Genomic DNA, 14,832 nt, shown 5'->3' with positions numbered 1-14,832 from the left:
GCCACAGGCCGGCCCCGGGCAGGCATCAGCCGTTGCCCAGGATCCCGCGCAGGGTCTGGGCGTTCCGCACCGCGTTCCCGCCGCCGTCGTTATTGAAGTAGGCGTACACGTCGACGCCGGCGCTGTCCCACTCCCGGATCCTGTCCGCCCACCAGTGCATGTCCGCGTCTGAGTAGGAGCCGCCGTACAGGTGCTCCTGGTCCGGTCCGTGCAGCCGGATGTACGTGAATGGCGCAGTGGTGCGCAGGATGCAGGGCAGGTTGGCGCCGCTCATGATGCAGTACGCCGCCTGGTGGCGCTCCAGCAGCTCAAATACCTCCGGGCAGTCCCAGGTGGGGTGCCGGAACTCAACGGCAACCCTGATCCAGGACGGCAGCACGGCCAGGAAATAGTCCAGCCTCGCATCGTCCCGCGCCAGTTGCGGAGGCAGCTGGACCAGGAGCACGGCGCGTTTGTCCCCGAGCTCATGCCAGCACCTGGCGATGCGCTCCACCCAGACTTCGGGGGAGTACAGCTTGCGGGCGTGGGTCAGTCCGCGGGGAGCCTTGACGGACATGCTGAACCCTGGCGGCAGGCGCCTGTTCCAGCCAGCGAAAGTGGTGTCCCGCGGCCACCGGTAAAAGCTGGCATTCAGTTCAACCGTGCTGAACCTGGAGACGTAGCACTGGAGCCGGTCCCGGACGGGCAGTCCGGGCGGGTACAGCACGTTCTCCCAGTGGTCGTAACTCCATCCGGAGGTGCCAATGTGGATTGCCATTTGCCTCAGGCTACACCCGGACATTTCCCCTTCCATTGCGGACTCTGTGTGGCAGGGTACTGTCATGGTGCGAATTGAGGATTATGCGGTGGTTGGCGACCTTCACACCGGGGCCCTGATCAGCAAGGACGGCTCGATCGACTGGCTCTGCCTGCCGCGGTTCGATTCCCCTGCGTGCTTCAACGCGCTGCTGGACACCCCGGACGCGGGCCGCTGGCTGCTGGCGCCCGTGGGTGGAGGTGCCTGCACGCGCCGCAGCTACCGGGACGGCAGCCTGGTCCTGGACACCGAGTGGGACACGGCGGATGGAACCGTGCGCGTTACCGACTTCATGCCGCCCCGCGACTCCGTGGCTGACATCGTCCGGATCGTGGAAGGCGTCAGCGGCAGCGTCAAAATGCACGGGGAGCTGATCCTGAGGTTCGACTACGGCCACATCATTCCGTGGGTCCGCAAGGACAAGCGCGGGCTGCACGCCATTGCGGGGCCGGACGCCGTCTACCTCGTGACCCCCGCACCCCTGCACGGGGAAAACATGCATACCGTCAGCGACTTCACCGTGAACGCCGGCGACAAAGTCCCGTTCGTACTGACCTGGGCGCCCAGCCACGTGGGCAGGCCCGTCTCCGTGGATGCCGAGGACGTCCTGGCGAGCACCTTTGAATTCTGGCGGGGCTGGTCCTCGCAATGCACCGTGGAGGGGAAATACCAGGACGCGGTGGTGCGCTCCCTGATTACGCTCAAGGCACTGACCTACGCCCCAACCGGGGGCATCGTAGCCGCGGTCACCACCTCCCTTCCCGAGCAGCCCGGCGGCCAGCGCAACTGGGACTACCGCTACTGCTGGCTGCGGGATGCCGCCATGACCCTGCAGGCGCTCCTGGCCGCGGGGTACACCGCCGAGGCCGCCGCGTGGCGGGACTGGCTGCTCCGCGCGGTTGCCGGCGACCCCGCCGACCTGCAGATCATGTACGGGATCCACGGTGAACGGCGGCTGCCGGAAATGGAGCTGCCCTGGCTGAAGGGCTATGAGAACTCGGTTCCCGTGCGGATCGGAAACGCGGCGGCCGAGCAGTTCCAGCTGGACGTGTGGGGCGAGGTCCTGGACTGCCTGGCGCTGACCCGGAACTCGCTGCTGAAGCATACCGACGAGGCTTGGGACGTGCAGATCGCGCTGATGGAACACCTGGAAACCATCTGGGACCAGCCGGACAACGGGCTCTGGGAAATGCGGGGGCCCCGCCGGCACTTTACCCATTCCAAGGTCATGGCCTGGGTGGCGGCCGACCGGATGGTGAAGGGCGTCCGCGAGTCCGGCCTGCCGGGTCCGGTGGAGCGCTGGGAAGCGCTGCGGGACCAGATCCGCGCGGACATCATGGCCAACGGTTTTGACGCCGAGCGCAATACGTTCGTCCAGTCCTACGGCCGGCCCGAGCTGGATGCGAGCCTGCTGCTGATTCCCAGGGTGGGATTCCTGCCCAACGACGACCCCAAGGTCATCGGCACCATCGAGGCCATCCAACGGGAGCTGACCCAGGACGGGTTCGTGCTGCGGTACAAACCGCAAGAGAGCGACGACGGCCTTCCGGGCGACGAGGGCGTCTTCCTGGCCTGCTCGTTCTGGATGGTTGAGGCGCTCCTGGGTGCCGGGCGCCATGAGGAATCGCGTGAACTCTTCGAACGGCTGCTGGAACTGCGTAATGATGTGGGGCTGCTGAGTGAGGAATGGGCGGTCAAGGCAGGCCGCCAGCTGGGTAATACACCGCAGGCATTCAGCCACTTCGCCCTTGTGACTAGCGCTCTGGAGCTACATCAGGATACCGTTCGGCGCAGTGACATCCCTCTTCCATCTGCAAGGGCGGATTCGCGCTGAGGCGGCGCGGACCAGGGCTGGAACTTCTCCTTCGCGCGATAGATAAGTATACTTACTAACACCTCATGGAGTGCTCCCAAGCACAGCGCCGTGATTGATGGAGGAGTGATTGTTATGGCCGGATTTTTTGAGCTCGTCGATGCCCCTGACGGTGGATACCGGATCAGGATGATGGACGGAAGCGGGAACCTGATGGCCATCTCGGTGACCTTCCCAACCAAAAGGGCAGCTGTGGCAGGCGTCGCCATGGCCCGCGAAATCGCCGGCACCGGCCTCATTCGGGACAAGAGCCTGGACGGCGCCGGGTCCGTCATCCGTGACCGCGTGCGGCCCGTCAGTTCCCCCAAGGATGAAGCGGCCAAGCGGAAAAAGGCGCCGGATGTACGACGGGCAGCGGTGGGCTGATGACTGAGTCCACGACACCCCCTGACGGTGTCCGCCGGGGGGTCCTCTTTGACGTTGACGGCACCCTGATCGACTCGTCCTACATCCACACCATCTCCTGGTGGGGTGCCTTCCGCCAATACGGGCACGATGTGTCCATGGCGGCCATCCACCAGCTCGTGGGCATGGGCGGTGCCCGCTTGGTGGACAACCTGCTGCCGTCCGGCCGCGACCGTGACGAGGACGAGGACATCATGGCCAGCCACGGTGCACTGTACGCTTCGCACTGGCCCTCGCTCCGTCCCTTGGACGGAGCCAAAGAATTGTTGGGCCAGTGCCATGCCGGCGGGTTGGCCGTGGCACTTGCCTCCTCGGCCCGGGAGCGGGATCTGCAGGTCATGCGGTCCGTCCTGGATGCAGACGCCTTTATCGATGCCGCTACCAGCGCCAACGATGCGAAGGAAAGCAAGCCGGCGCCTGACATCCTCGAGGCGGCCCTCGAATCTGCCGGCGTGGACGCGGCGCACGCGGTCTATGTCGGCGACGCCGTGTGGGACATGAAGGCGGCCGGAGCCCTGGGGATCCCGGCCATAGGAGTCACCTGCGGGGGCATCCAGGCCGCGCAACTGCGCGAGGCGGGCGCCGTCGAGGTTTATGAAGGGCCGCGCGACCTACTGGAGAACCTTGCCTCCAGCGCCATCGGCCGCTTGCTTGCACTGCAGCCGAATCCCTGAAACCGGCTAGCACCGGTTCACAGCGGCTGGCCGCCTGGCACTGAATCCTCATCGCCCGCGATGGCCGGCTTCGGCCAGGACACCACTACCACCACCGAGCCGTCATCGTTCCGCTTGATGTCCGTGGCCACCTCGGCCGCGGGCGCGCCCATCTCCTCTACCCGCCTCCGGTAGGTGCTGACCAGCTCCGTCAGGCTTTCCTCCGTCCATTCGCCAGGGCGCATGCGGGTGGAGATCTCGACCGGTTCCGGCTGGTACAGCGACATGGCGTTCCTCTTTCGGGTGCTCTTCTTGGTGTTCCGGGACTCTCCCTACGCTAGAAGCAGCGGACGGCCGCTACAAGCTTTTAGTCAGCATGCTTACTTTTTTCCCTCAAAACCGATACGGTCGAAGAAAGGGTGCCTCCGGGTGCCCTGCCCCGCCCAAGGAGACCTCCACGGGCAAAGCAGAGCGAAAGGGAGACTGTGAAAGCACTGACGTGGCAAGGAAAACGGTCGGTAAGCGTAGAAGAAGTACCTGATCCCGTTATCCAGGAACCGACGGATGCAATCGTACGGATCACCTCCACCGCCATCTGCGGCTCGGACCTGCACCTCTACGAGGTCCTGGGCCCGTACATGCACAAGGGTGACGTCATTGGCCACGAGCCGATGGGCATCGTGGAAGAAGTGGGCAGCGGCGTCACCAACCTCCGCAAGGGCGACCGCGTGGTGATTCCCTTCAACATCTCCTGCGGCTCCTGCTACATGTGCAAGCTGGGGCTGCAGTCCCAGTGCGAGGTAACCCAGGTCAAGGAAAAGGGATCCGGCGCCGCCCTCTTCGGCTACTCAGAGCTGTACGGGTCCGTTCCCGGCGGCCAGGCCGAGTACCTGCGGGTGCCGCACGCCGACTACGGACCGGTCAAGGTGGGCAACGAGCTTCCGGACGAACGCTACCTGTTCCTCTCCGATATCCTGCCCACCGCCTGGCAGGCAGTGGAATACGCCGACGTCCCGGCAGGCGGTACCTTGGCCGTGTTCGGCCTTGGCCCGGTTGGCCAGTTCGCCGGCCGGATCGGCGTCCACCTCGGGTTCCGCGTCATCGGTATTGACCCCGTTCCGGAGCGCCGGGAGATGGCTGCGCGGCACGGGGTGGAAACGCTGGACTTGAGCAAGACCATCGGCGACGAACTCCGCGAAATGACCGGGGGCCGGGGCCCGGACGCGGTGGTTGACGCCGTCGGAATGGAAGCCCACGGCTCGCCTATGGCCGGCTTCGCCCACCAGGCGCTGGGGCTCCTGCCGGACAAGCTGGCCCAGAAGGCTATGGAGACCGGCGGCGTGGACCGGCTGGCAGCGCTGCACGCTTCGGTCGACGCTGTGCGCCGAGGCGGCACGCTGTCCCTGAGCGGTGTGTACGGCGGCACGGCCAGCCCCATGCCGCTGCTCACCATGTTCGACAAGCAGCTGCAGGTGCGCATGGGGCAGTGCAACGTGCGGAACTGGACGGACGCCATCCTTCCCCTTGTGGAGGACGACGCCGATCCGCTGGGTGTGATGGACCTGGTCACCCATCGTGCGGGCCTGGAAGGCGCGCCCGCTCTGTATGAGAAGTTCCAGAAGAAGGAAGACGGCTGCATCAAGGTGGTCCTCAACCCGGGCGCCTAAGCGTTCCCCAACAGCACTAAAAAAGCAGGGGCCGTTATGGAATTCCATAACGGCCCCTGCTGCTGCCCGAACGCACAAATGGCTAGGTCAGCTTCACCTGCCGGTTCATGTCCTTGTACAGCAGGTAGCGGAACTCGCCGGGGCCGCCGGCGTAGCAGGCCTGCGGGCAGAAGGCGCGCAGCCACATGAAGTCGCCGGCCTCCACCTCAACCCAGTCGTTGTTCAGCAGGTACATGGCCTTGCCCTCCAGGACGAACAGGCCATGCTCCATCACGTGCGTTTCCGGGAACGGGATGACGCCGCCGGGCTGGAACGTCACGATGTTCACTTGCATGTCGTGGGCCAGGTCGCTCGAGTCGGTGAAGCGGGTGGTCTTCCAGACGTCATTGGTGTCCGGCATTGAGGTCGGCTCCACGTCCTTTTCATTGGTGACAAAGGACTTGGCCTCGTATCCCTCGAGCCGCTCGTAGGCCTTGCGGATCCAGTGGAAGGAGACGATATCCTCGGAGACGTTCTCCAGGCCCCACTGCGCTCCGGCGGCCAGGTAGGCGTAGCCGCCTTCCTCGAGCTTGTGCAGTTCGCCGTCAAGGGTCAGGTTGACGGTTCCCTGCGTGACGAAAATGACGCCCTCCACGCCTTCTTCGAATTCGGCGCGGGGTGCCCCGCCGCCCGGTCCGATCTCCACGATCAGCTGCGAGAACGTGGTGGCGAAGCCGGAGATGGGGCGGGCGATGATCCACGACCGGGTGTTGGCGAAGCCCGGCAGGTTGGAGGTGACGATGTCCGTCAGCACGCCCTTGGGGATGACGGTGTAGGCCTCGGTGACGATGGCGCGTTCGGTGGTGAGGTGGGTCTGCGGCGGCAGGCCGCCGGTGGGGGTGTAGTACTTGCCCATGAAGGGGTCCTTTGCTTAGGAGTTGGAAGTGGTGGCCAGCCGCGGGTGCGCCAGCGCGGTGAGCTGCGGAATTCCGACGCCGGCAAGCGCCTGGACCTCCTCGCCACCAACAGCGCCGCACTGGACGCCGCGGAGCACGAAGGCGGCAAGGGCGCGGGCGGTGGCGGGCTCGTCCATCACGCCGCCTTCGGTCCGCTCCACGTAGTTGCGCAGGCGGGCCGCGGCGGCCGGGAGGCCTTCACGGTAGAAGGCGTAGGTGGCAGCGAAGCGGCTGGGCAGCTGGGCCGGATGCAGGTCCCAGCCCTGGTAATAGCCGCGCTCCAGCGACCGGCGGACCAGGCGGCCGTGCAGCTGCCAGGCGTTCTCCACGTTGTCGCCCACCGGGATGATGTTGGTGGAACCATCGGAGAGCCGGATGCCCGTGCCGGCCACGGCCAGCTGCATGACCTCCTTGGCGAAGTCCGCCACGGGGTGCTCCATGGACTGGTATTCGGCGGAGATCTGCAGGGACGCGGAGTAGTCGTAGGTGCCGTAGTGCAGGCCGCTGATCCGGCCGGGCACGGCGTGCGGCAGCTGCGCCACCGGCGATGTGCCTTCCGGGCCAAGGATCAGCTGCGGGGTTTCCACCTGCACCTCGAACCGGAGGCGGCCGGCGGGAAGTCCGTGGACTTCCTCCAGCCGCGACACGGCAAAGTCCATGGCCTTCACCTGCGCCACCCTGGTGACCTTGGGCAGGGTCAGGACCAGGCCTTCGGGGAGTTCACCGGCCGTGGCCAGGCCGGAGACAAACAGGTCCAGGGTCCGCAGGCCGCGGGCCCGGGTGGGGGCCTCAAAGCACTTGAACCGGATGCCGATGAACGGCGGAGCGGAGCCCGCCGCGACTGCCTGGGCCACCGTGGAAGCCGCGGCAACCGCGGCGGCGTCCTCGGCGTCGTCGCCCCTGTCCCCAAAGCCGTCCTCAAAGTCCAGGCGCAGGTCCTCGATCGGCTCGGCTGCCAGCTTTGCGGCAACCCGTCCGGCGACTGCCTCGGCGAGGCTGGCTTCCTGGCCCAGGAGCCGGCCCAGCTTTTCGAACCCGCCGTGGGCTTCCACCGTCGTGGCTGCCTGGGCGCCCCAGTCGGCAGCGAACGACGGCGTGAACCGGTCCGCCGGCACGTACACCGTGTGCACGGGCTGGCGGGAGCCGTCGTCGCCCGGGTAGTTCTGCTCCAGCAACCGGTCCGTGGCGGCAAGTTGCCCGTCGATGGCGGCCAGGTCCCCTGCGGAGAGCGAGGGTTTAGGTGTTGCCATCTCAGCCCACCAGCTCGTAGGCGGGGGTGGTCAGGAAGTCCGTGTAGTCATCGGACAGGCAGATGTCCGCGATCAGTTCGCTGGCCGGCTGGTAGTAGCGGCGGAACGCTTCGTCGCCGAACTCGGTGCGGAGCCGCTCGGTTTCCTCGCCCAGGACCCGCTCCACCAGTTCCTTGGTCACGGTGTTGCCGGAGTCGGCCAGGATGGACTTGTTGCGGATCTGCTGCCACACCTGGGAACGGGAGATCTCCGCAGTGGCGGCATCTTCCATCAGGTTGTGGATGGCCACGGCGCCGTTTCCGGACAGCCACACCGCCGTGTAGGCGACGGCTACGTACAGGTTCAGCCGCAGTCCGGCCTCGGTGACCTGGCCGTCGGCGGACTGGACGTCCAGCAGCTGCTCCGCCGTCACGGAAACCTCGGGCCGCTGCTTGTCCACCTGGTTGGGCTTGTCACCCAGCACGGAGTCGAAGACTTCGCGGCAGGTGGGGACCAGGTCCGGGTGGGCAACCCAGGAACCGTCGAAGCCGTCGTTTGCCTCGCGGGTCTTGTCCGCACGCACCTTTTCGAAAGCTGCCGCGGTGACTTCCGGGTGGCGCCGGTTGGGGATGACCGCTGCCATGCCGCCCATGGCGAAGGCGCCGCGCTTGTGGCAGGTCTTCACCAGGAGTTCGGTGTAGGCACGCATGAACGGGGCGGTCATCACCACGGACGCGCGGTCCGGCAGGACGAATTCCTCGCCGGCGTCGCGGAAGTACTTGATGATGCTGAACAGGTAGTCCCAGCGGCCGGCATTCAGTCCGGAGGCGTGGTCCCGCAGTTCGTACAGGATCTCGTCCATCTCGAAGGCGGCCGGGATGGTTTCGATCAGCACGGTGGCGCGGATGGTGCCCTGGTTCAGGCCCAGGTAGTCCTGCGCGAACACGAACACGTCGTTCCACAGACGCGCCTCGAGGTGGCTCTCCATCTTGGGCAGGTAGTAGTACGGGCCCTGTCCGTTGAGCACCAGCTGTTTGGCGATGTGGAAGAAATGCAGCCCAAAGTCCACCAGCGCGCCCACGGCCGGTTCACCGTTGATCAGCAGGTGCTTTTCCTGCATGTGCCAGCCGCGGGGGCGGGCCACTACGACGGCGAGCGGTGCGTCGGTTCGGAGGCGGTACTCCTTGCCTTCCTCCGAGGTGAAGCTGAGGGTACCCTGGGCCGCGTCGCGGAGGTTCAGGATGGCGTCGATGACGTTGGCCCAGGTGGGCGTGCTGGCGTCCTCAAGGTCCGCCAGCCACACCTTGGCGCCGGAGTTCAGGGCGTTGATGGCCATCTTTGCCGGCGACGCGGGTCCGGTCATCTCCACGCGGCGGTCCTGCAAAGCCGCCGGTGCCGGCGCAACCTTCCAGTCGCCGTCGCGCACGTCCTTGGTCTCCGGCAGGAAGTCCAGCTTGCCGGTCTCGGCTACCCGCTGCCGCTTGACGGCGCGGGCCGCCAGGAGCTCGTTGCGGGTACCCGCGAACCGGTTGTGGAGCTCTTCCACGAAGGCCAGTGCCTTGGGCGTGAGGATCTCCTCCGCGCGGTCGATCGGCCGGGGATCTGTGACGGTGATGGCCATTTCTGGTCCTTTCCTTGGGCTGGGAAGTCGGGCGGGTCAGGCGGAGGCGAGTGCCGGCACTGATTCCTTGGCAGAGTCGGCCGATTCGGCGGCCGTTGCAACGTTTGAGGCCTGGGCTGCGGCCGCTACGGCCGCTGCGACGTCGGCGGTCACATGGGGGTCGAAAATGCTCGGAATGATGTAGCTCGCATTGAGCTCATTATCATTCACGCGGTTTGCGATTGCCTCGGCGGCAGCCACCAGCATTTCCGGCGTGATGTCGCTTGCGCCGACATCAAGGAGCCCGCGGAAGAGGCCGGGGAAGGCAAGGACATTGTTGATCTGGTTGGGGAAGTCGCTGCGGCCGGTGGCCACGACGGCGGCGTGCCGGGAGGCAACGGCGGGGTCCACCTCGGGGGTGGGGTTGGCCATGGCGAACACGATGGCGTCCTTGGCCATGGATGCAATGTGCTCTTCGCCAAGGATGTTCGGGGCGGAGACGCCGATGAAGACATCGGCACCCGCCAGGGCCTCGTGCAGGCTGCCGGCGAAGCCTTCCTGGTTGGTGTTGTCCGCGATCCAGGTGCGGTGGGGATCGTTGTAGGTCTCGCCCTTGTGGATGGCGCCGGAGCGGCCGGCGGCCACGATGTGCCGGGCGCCCTGGGCTTTGAGCAGCTGGATGATGGCAGAACCGGCGGCGCCGACGCCGGACACCACGATCTTGACGTCCGCGATCTTCTTGTCCACTACGCGCAGGGCGTTGACCAGGGCTGCCAGGGTCACGATGGCCGTGCCGTGCTGGTCATCATGGAAGACCGGGATGTCCAGTTCCTCGCGCAGGCGGGCCTCGATCTCGAAGCAGCGCGGAGCAGCGATGTCCTCCAGGTTCACCCCGCCGAAGACGGGTGCCAGGAGCTTGACCGTGCGGATGATTTCCTCGGTGTCCTGGGTGTCCAGGCAGACCGGCCAGGCGTCCACGTTGGCAAACTGCTTGAAGAGTGCGGCTTTGCCTTCCATGACCGGGAGCGCGGCTGCGGGACCGATGTTGCCCAGGCCCAGCACCGCGGAGCCGTCGGTGACCACTGCCACCGTGTTGCGCTTGACCGTCAGGTTGCGGGCAGCGGCAGGGTCCTCGGCGATGGCCAGGCAGACGCGGGCGACGCCCGGCGTGTAGGCACGGGAGAGATCGTCGCGGTTGCGCAGCGGGACCTTGGGGACCACCTCGAGCTTGCCGCCGAGGTGCATCAGGAAGGTGCGGTCCGAGACGTGCTGGACCGTAACGCCGTCGAGCGCGTTGAGGGCGTCCTTGACGCGTGCGGCGTGGTCGTCGTCGGTGGTGTTGCAGGTGACGTCAACGACGAGGGTTTCGTGGTGGGACTCCGTGACGTCCAGTGCGGTGATGGCCGCGCCGGCTGCTCCGACGGCTGCGGCAAGTTCGCTGGTGGCGCTGAAGCTTGAAGGCGCTTCCACGCGCAGGGTGATCGAATTTCCGGGGCTGGGGTTCGCCATTGAATGTCCTCCTGTTAGGCCTGGTCGGGCTTCTACTCTAATCCGAATATTTTCGTATTATGGATATTATTATCTACTTTATGGAAATACAAGCCCTGCGAATGCGACTGTCCCTGCGCGTCGCGGTGGCGCTTGCCGTGCTGTATGTTGGGTGTTCTAAGCAACTCTTTTCACGATGCGGATAAGAGTTGTCGGATTCCGAGCCATAGGAGACAACGGAATGGCAGAAAAAGCCTCTGGCGGGGTGCAGTCGGTGGAGCGCGTCTTCGAACTGCTCGAGCTCATCACCGATGCCGGCGGCGACGTCACCCTCAGCGAGCTGTCGTCCTCGACAGACCTGCCGCTGCCCACCATCCACCGCCTGCTCCGCACCCTGGTGTCGCTTGGCTACATCCGCCAGCTGCCCAACCGGCGCTACGCGCTGGGCCCCCGGCTCATCCGCCTTGGCGAGGGTGCGAACAAGCAGCTCGGAGCCTTGGCCCAGCCCCAGTTGAAGATGCTGGTGGACCGGCTGGGGGAGACCTCCAACATGGCCGTGCTGGACTCGGACATGGTGATCTACGTGGCCCAGGTGCCATCGCTGCACTCCATGCGCATGTTCACCGAAGTGGGCCGCCGCGCCCATACCCATGCCACCGGCGTGGGCAAGGCCATCCTGGCCCAGCTCGACGACGACACCGTGCGCGGCATCGTTGCCCGCGCCGGCATGCCCACCCCCACCGCCAAGAGCATCGGCGACGTGGAGGAACTCCTGGCCGACCTCAAGCTCATCCGCGAGCGTGGCTACTCCATCGACGAGGAGGAACAGGAACTCGGCGTCCGCTGCTTCGCCATGGCGGTACCCAACGCCCCCACGCCCAGTGCGATTTCCGTTTCCGGGCCGGTATCCCGGGTGGATGAAGACTTCGCCGACAAAGCTGTGCCCATCCTGCGGGAGGCCGCCGAGGCCATCTCCCGCGAGCTCAACCGCACCTGAGGCAGCGACGCGGCGTCCCGCCGTCGTCCTTAACCCGCGAGATGGCAGTTCGCGGCAATGTTCCTGGGGAACACTGCCGTGAACTGCCATCTCGCGTTGGTCACTCAGTGCTCTGATGCCTTCTCGGATGACTGGACCGGTACTTCCTTGCCGTCGCAGTCGATGAGCTTGCCGTTCTCGAACCGGTCACCCTCGGCCAGGCAGCGCAGGTCCTCGGCGCGTACCAGGCGTTCGGTACCGGCGACGAACACGGACTGGTTATCAGAGTTGCCGGCCTTGAGGTGGTTGAACAGCAGGTTCAGCAGGATGGCCATGACGGCCGCGGAGCTTATGCCGGAGTGGAAGATGGTGCCGAACCAGGACGGGAACTGGTCGTAGAAGGTGGGCGCGGCGATGGGGATCATCCCGAAGCCGATGGAAGCGGCCACCACGATCAGGTTCATGTTGTTTTTGTAGTCGACCTTGGACAGGGTGCGGATGCCGCTGGCCGCGACGGTGCCGAAGAGTACTACGCCGGCACCGCCCAGGACGGGCGTGGGGACCGCTGCCACCACCCGGCCAAGGACGGGCAGCAGGCCAAGGACCACCAGGATGATGCCGCCGGCGCTGACAACGAACCGGCTCTTGACGCCCGTGATGGCCACCAGCCCCACGTTCTGGGCGAAGGCGCTTTGGGTGAAGGAGTTGAAGAGCGGGGAGACTGCGCTGGAAAGCATGTCCGCCCGCAGGCCGTTGCCGATCCGTTTCGAGTCCACCTTGGTGCCCACGATCTCGCCCACGGCGATGATGTCGGCAGAGGTCTCGGTGAGGGTGACCAGGATGACGATCAGCATGGAGATGATGGCGGCTGCCTCGAACGTAGGCGGTCCGAAGGCGAAGGGGGTGGGGAAGGCGACAATCTCGCCCTGGCCCACCTTGGAGAAGTCGGCCATGCCGAAGACGACTGCGATCACCGTGCCCAGGACCATGGCCAGCAGGATGGACAGCCGGGAAATGGCGGCGCTGCCCACCTTGCTCAGGAGCAGGACGATGCCCATGGTGGCGGCGGCGAGCCCGATGTTCGCCATGCTGCCGTAGTTGGGCGCCTTGTTGTTTCCGCCCATGGCCCAGTTCGCGGCAACCGGCATCAGGGTCAGGCCGATGGTGGTGATCACCGTGCCGGTAACGACTGGCGGGAAGAAGCGGATGATCTTCGAGAACAGGGGAGTGATCAACAGACCGATCAGGGACGCCGCGATGACCGACCCGAAGACGGCCTGGATTCCCCCGCCGCCGTGGACGATGGCCACCATGGTGGAGACCCCCGCGAAGGAGACGCCCTGGACCAGCGGCAGCTGCGAACCGAAGAAGGGGACGCCGACGGTCTGCAGGATGGTGGCCAGGCCGCCGACGAAAAGGCAGGCCGCGATGAGCAGGCCGATGTCCTGGGAGTTCATCCCTGCGGCTGCGCCGATGATCAGGGGAGGGGCGACGATGCCGCCGTACATGGTCAGGACGTGTTGGAAGCCGTAGGCAAACATGCTTCCAATTGGGAGCCGCTGGTCCTCGGGGCGGGCCGGCCGTGCGCCTTTTGCAGCGGCTGCGGCGGCGAGTTTCTTCTTGGTGTTCATGGCAGACTTTCTTGGTTCATGGCAGACGTCATCGTCTGGCTAACTGGTGTCTGGCTAACAGGTGAATCTGTGGGGGTGACGACGGGCCCAACCAGGTAGCTGAGCCCGTCGATGGTGAATCCGGGATTTAGCAGAAGCCCGCGATGCCCGACCAGGCGGTGGGAGCCGGGGCCGCGTCGTCGCGCTGGACGGTGGCCTCGATCAGGCCGTAGGGGCGGTCCGCCGCGAAGAAGACCTCGTTGGGGTTGTCGAGGCCGAACGGTGAGAGGTCCACCAGGAAGTGGTGCTTGTTGGGCATGGAGAACTTGATCTCATCGATTTCGCTGTGTGCTTCAAGCACCTTGGTGCCCATGTCGAACAGGGTCTGCTGGAGGGCGTGGGAGTACTTCTCGGTGAAGCCTTCCAGCAGGAGGCCCTTGACGTCGTCGTAGCTCTTGTTGAAGTCCAGCGTGCTGAAATCGGTGCCGGTCTTGAAGCGCCACCGGGCTGAAACGTCCGTGGCGAGGATGCGGTCGGTGGTCTCGGGCAGCGTGGTGTAGCGGTCCCGGGGGTAGCCGACGAATCCTGACTGGGTGGACTTGAGGACGGTCAGGTCCTTGAGTCCGGAGATCAGGTGGCTCGTGGCACCGTCTCGGACCAGGACGGCGGTCCGGACTTCCTGGCCATTGCGGACGAAGGAGTGGTCGTGTTCGCTGCCGTGGGCCTGGATCCGGTTCCAGGCGTAAGACTCGGCTTCCCAGCGTCCGCCGGTGACCCAGTCGAAGCTGGAGGTGAAGTGCTCACCGAGGCGCAGCAGGAACTGTTCCGGTGACCCGATGCCCTCACGGGCAAAGGCGTAGATGGTGTTCTTCTGGGTGTCGGTGGCCACCACGTGGGCGTTGTCGCCCTCAAGGTGGGCCGCGGCGAAGTCGCCCCGCAGTTGCGAGGTGACGTTCAGGTCTTCGATCTCGTGGCGGTTCGTGTCCCGGGTGATCTTGACGACGCGGACTTCTGCCTTGCCGTACTGGTTTTCGCCGAGGATGATCTTGCTGCTCATGGTCTTTTCCCAACTTCCGGTAAGTGGAACCTAGGTTCCATCACTGAAATTAAGCGCGCGTTTCATGCGCGTTTCCGATGGAGCCGACCCAACAAAAAAGAGCCGGCATCCGTTGATGCCAGCTCATTACGACCCTGCCTGCTGCTCCCAGGTTACGTGACGTGCGCCACGAGTTGCACAACAGCGTACCCCGCAATGGCGGTGGTGTACATCACAGGTGCAAAATTCGGTTTGTGACCGGACTAGGCACTTGGGCCTCGGCAGGGGCTATTGACCCCCCGGCCAACCCAGTTCTAGAATTTCATAAAGCAGAAACAAATTTTCGTACTATGAAAAATAGGAGGCTTCGATGTACCAGCAGGACAGGACCCCGGTCGCGCCACAGCCAGCCGCACCGTCAGCAGTCCAGGAGTTCTACCTTCCCCTCGGCGGCGGTACGGACCCGGACTTCTTCGTTCCGGAGGACCGCGTCCACGAACCCGGCCGCTTTTCGCGGTGGATTTCCGCCCTCCCTGGATTCGGGCGGCGCTAAGACCAGCAGGG

Annotated in this window: 14 protein-coding genes; 6 read left to right on the top strand and 8 right to left on the bottom strand. The window is 65.5% G+C overall.

Translation table 11 applies throughout. From position 1 onward, the window contains the following. Positions 1 to 25: 25 nt before the first annotated feature. Entirely contained in the window at positions 26 to 757 is a 732-nt protein-coding gene (locus tag LFT49_RS17820; RefSeq protein WP_236799640.1) for a DUF72 domain-containing protein, read from the bottom strand. Between the two features lie 64 nt (positions 758 to 821). Here LFT49_RS17820 and LFT49_RS17815 point away from each other — a divergent pair, with 64 nt between their 5' ends. The 3 genes from LFT49_RS17815 (at position 822) to LFT49_RS17805 (ending at position 3,748) form a co-directional block, all read left to right on the top strand. Then, complete coding sequence (locus LFT49_RS17815; RefSeq protein ID WP_237428949.1) at positions 822 to 2,630, top strand: glycoside hydrolase family 15 protein; 1,809 nt, start codon at positions 822 to 824, stop codon at positions 2,628 to 2,630. A 114-nt stretch (positions 2,631 to 2,744) separates the two neighbouring features. Next, positions 2,745 to 3,035 (top strand): hypothetical protein, encoded by a 291-nt coding sequence (locus LFT49_RS17810; protein WP_236799638.1) that lies wholly within the window; start codon positions 2,745 to 2,747, stop codon positions 3,033 to 3,035. Beyond that, entirely contained in the window at positions 3,035 to 3,748 is a 714-nt protein-coding gene (locus LFT49_RS17805; protein ID WP_236799637.1) for an HAD family hydrolase, read from the top strand. The genes LFT49_RS17810 and LFT49_RS17805 overlap by 1 nt, the downstream gene beginning before the upstream one ends. Positions 3,749 to 3,765: 17 nt before the next feature. On the opposite strand, the gene LFT49_RS17800 is transcribed toward LFT49_RS17805, so the two are convergent. Further along, positions 3,766 to 4,014 carry a hypothetical protein gene (locus LFT49_RS17800; protein WP_236799636.1) on the bottom strand — a complete coding sequence of 83 codons (249 nt, stop codon included), beginning with the start codon at positions 4,012 to 4,014 and terminating at the stop codon, positions 3,766 to 3,768. Positions 4,015 to 4,212: 198 nt separating this feature from the next. Between LFT49_RS17800 and LFT49_RS17795 the strand changes: the two genes are divergently transcribed. Next, entirely contained in the window at positions 4,213 to 5,394 is a 1,182-nt protein-coding gene (locus tag LFT49_RS17795; protein ID WP_237428948.1) for a zinc-dependent alcohol dehydrogenase, read from the top strand. 82 nt (positions 5,395 to 5,476) lie between these two features. Here the strand turns inward: LFT49_RS17795 and LFT49_RS17790 are convergent, their stop codons facing one another. The 4 genes from LFT49_RS17790 to LFT49_RS17775 are packed head-to-tail and all read right to left on the bottom strand — an operon-like array spanning position 5,477 to position 10,667. After that, positions 5,477 to 6,289 (bottom strand): bifunctional allantoicase/(S)-ureidoglycine aminohydrolase, encoded by an 813-nt coding sequence (locus tag LFT49_RS17790; protein WP_236799634.1) that lies wholly within the window; start codon positions 6,287 to 6,289, stop codon positions 5,477 to 5,479. 15 nt (positions 6,290 to 6,304) lie between these two features. Beyond that, positions 6,305 to 7,579, bottom strand: a complete 1,275-nt coding sequence (locus LFT49_RS17785; RefSeq protein WP_237428947.1) for a DUF6986 family protein — start codon at positions 7,577 to 7,579, stop codon at positions 6,305 to 6,307. Position 7,580: 1 nt separating this feature from the next. Continuing rightward, positions 7,581 to 9,179 carry a malate synthase A gene (gene aceB, locus LFT49_RS17780; RefSeq protein ID WP_236820481.1) on the bottom strand — a complete coding sequence of 533 codons (1,599 nt, stop codon included), beginning with the start codon at positions 9,177 to 9,179 and terminating at the stop codon, positions 7,581 to 7,583. A gap of 36 nt (positions 9,180 to 9,215) precedes the next feature. Continuing rightward, entirely contained in the window at positions 9,216 to 10,667 is a 1,452-nt protein-coding gene (locus LFT49_RS17775) for an NAD-dependent malic enzyme (protein ID WP_236799631.1), read from the bottom strand. Between the two features lie 220 nt (positions 10,668 to 10,887). Here LFT49_RS17775 and LFT49_RS17770 point away from each other — a divergent pair, with 220 nt between their 5' ends. After that, positions 10,888 to 11,643: an IclR family transcriptional regulator gene (locus tag LFT49_RS17770; protein WP_236799630.1), complete on the top strand. Its 756-nt coding sequence runs from the start codon at positions 10,888 to 10,890 to the stop codon at positions 11,641 to 11,643. Between the two features lie 104 nt (positions 11,644 to 11,747). Here LFT49_RS17770 and LFT49_RS17765 read toward each other — a convergent pair whose 3' ends face one another. Together LFT49_RS17765 and pucL are read right to left on the bottom strand one after the other, a co-directional pair. Beyond that, positions 11,748 to 13,253, bottom strand: a complete 1,506-nt coding sequence (locus LFT49_RS17765; RefSeq protein WP_237428946.1) for a nucleobase:cation symporter-2 family protein — start codon at positions 13,251 to 13,253, stop codon at positions 11,748 to 11,750. Positions 13,254 to 13,380: 127 nt separating this feature from the next. Beyond that, complete coding sequence (pucL, locus tag LFT49_RS17760; RefSeq protein ID WP_236799628.1) at positions 13,381 to 14,289, bottom strand: factor-independent urate hydroxylase; 909 nt, start codon at positions 14,287 to 14,289, stop codon at positions 13,381 to 13,383. A 349-nt stretch (positions 14,290 to 14,638) separates the two neighbouring features. Here pucL and LFT49_RS17755 point away from each other — a divergent pair, with 349 nt between their 5' ends. After that, positions 14,639 to 14,821, top strand: coding sequence for a hypothetical protein (locus LFT49_RS17755; protein ID WP_236799627.1), 183 nt, complete (start codon positions 14,639 to 14,641; stop codon positions 14,819 to 14,821). Positions 14,822 to 14,832: the final 11 nt, after the last annotated feature.

It is taken from the genome of Arthrobacter sp. FW306-06-A (assembly GCF_021870055.1).
Classification (GTDB): domain Bacteria; phylum Actinomycetota; class Actinomycetes; order Actinomycetales; family Micrococcaceae; genus Arthrobacter.
The sequence above is the reverse complement of the archived record's forward strand: the minus strand, read 5'-3'. Positions and strand labels throughout refer to the sequence as shown.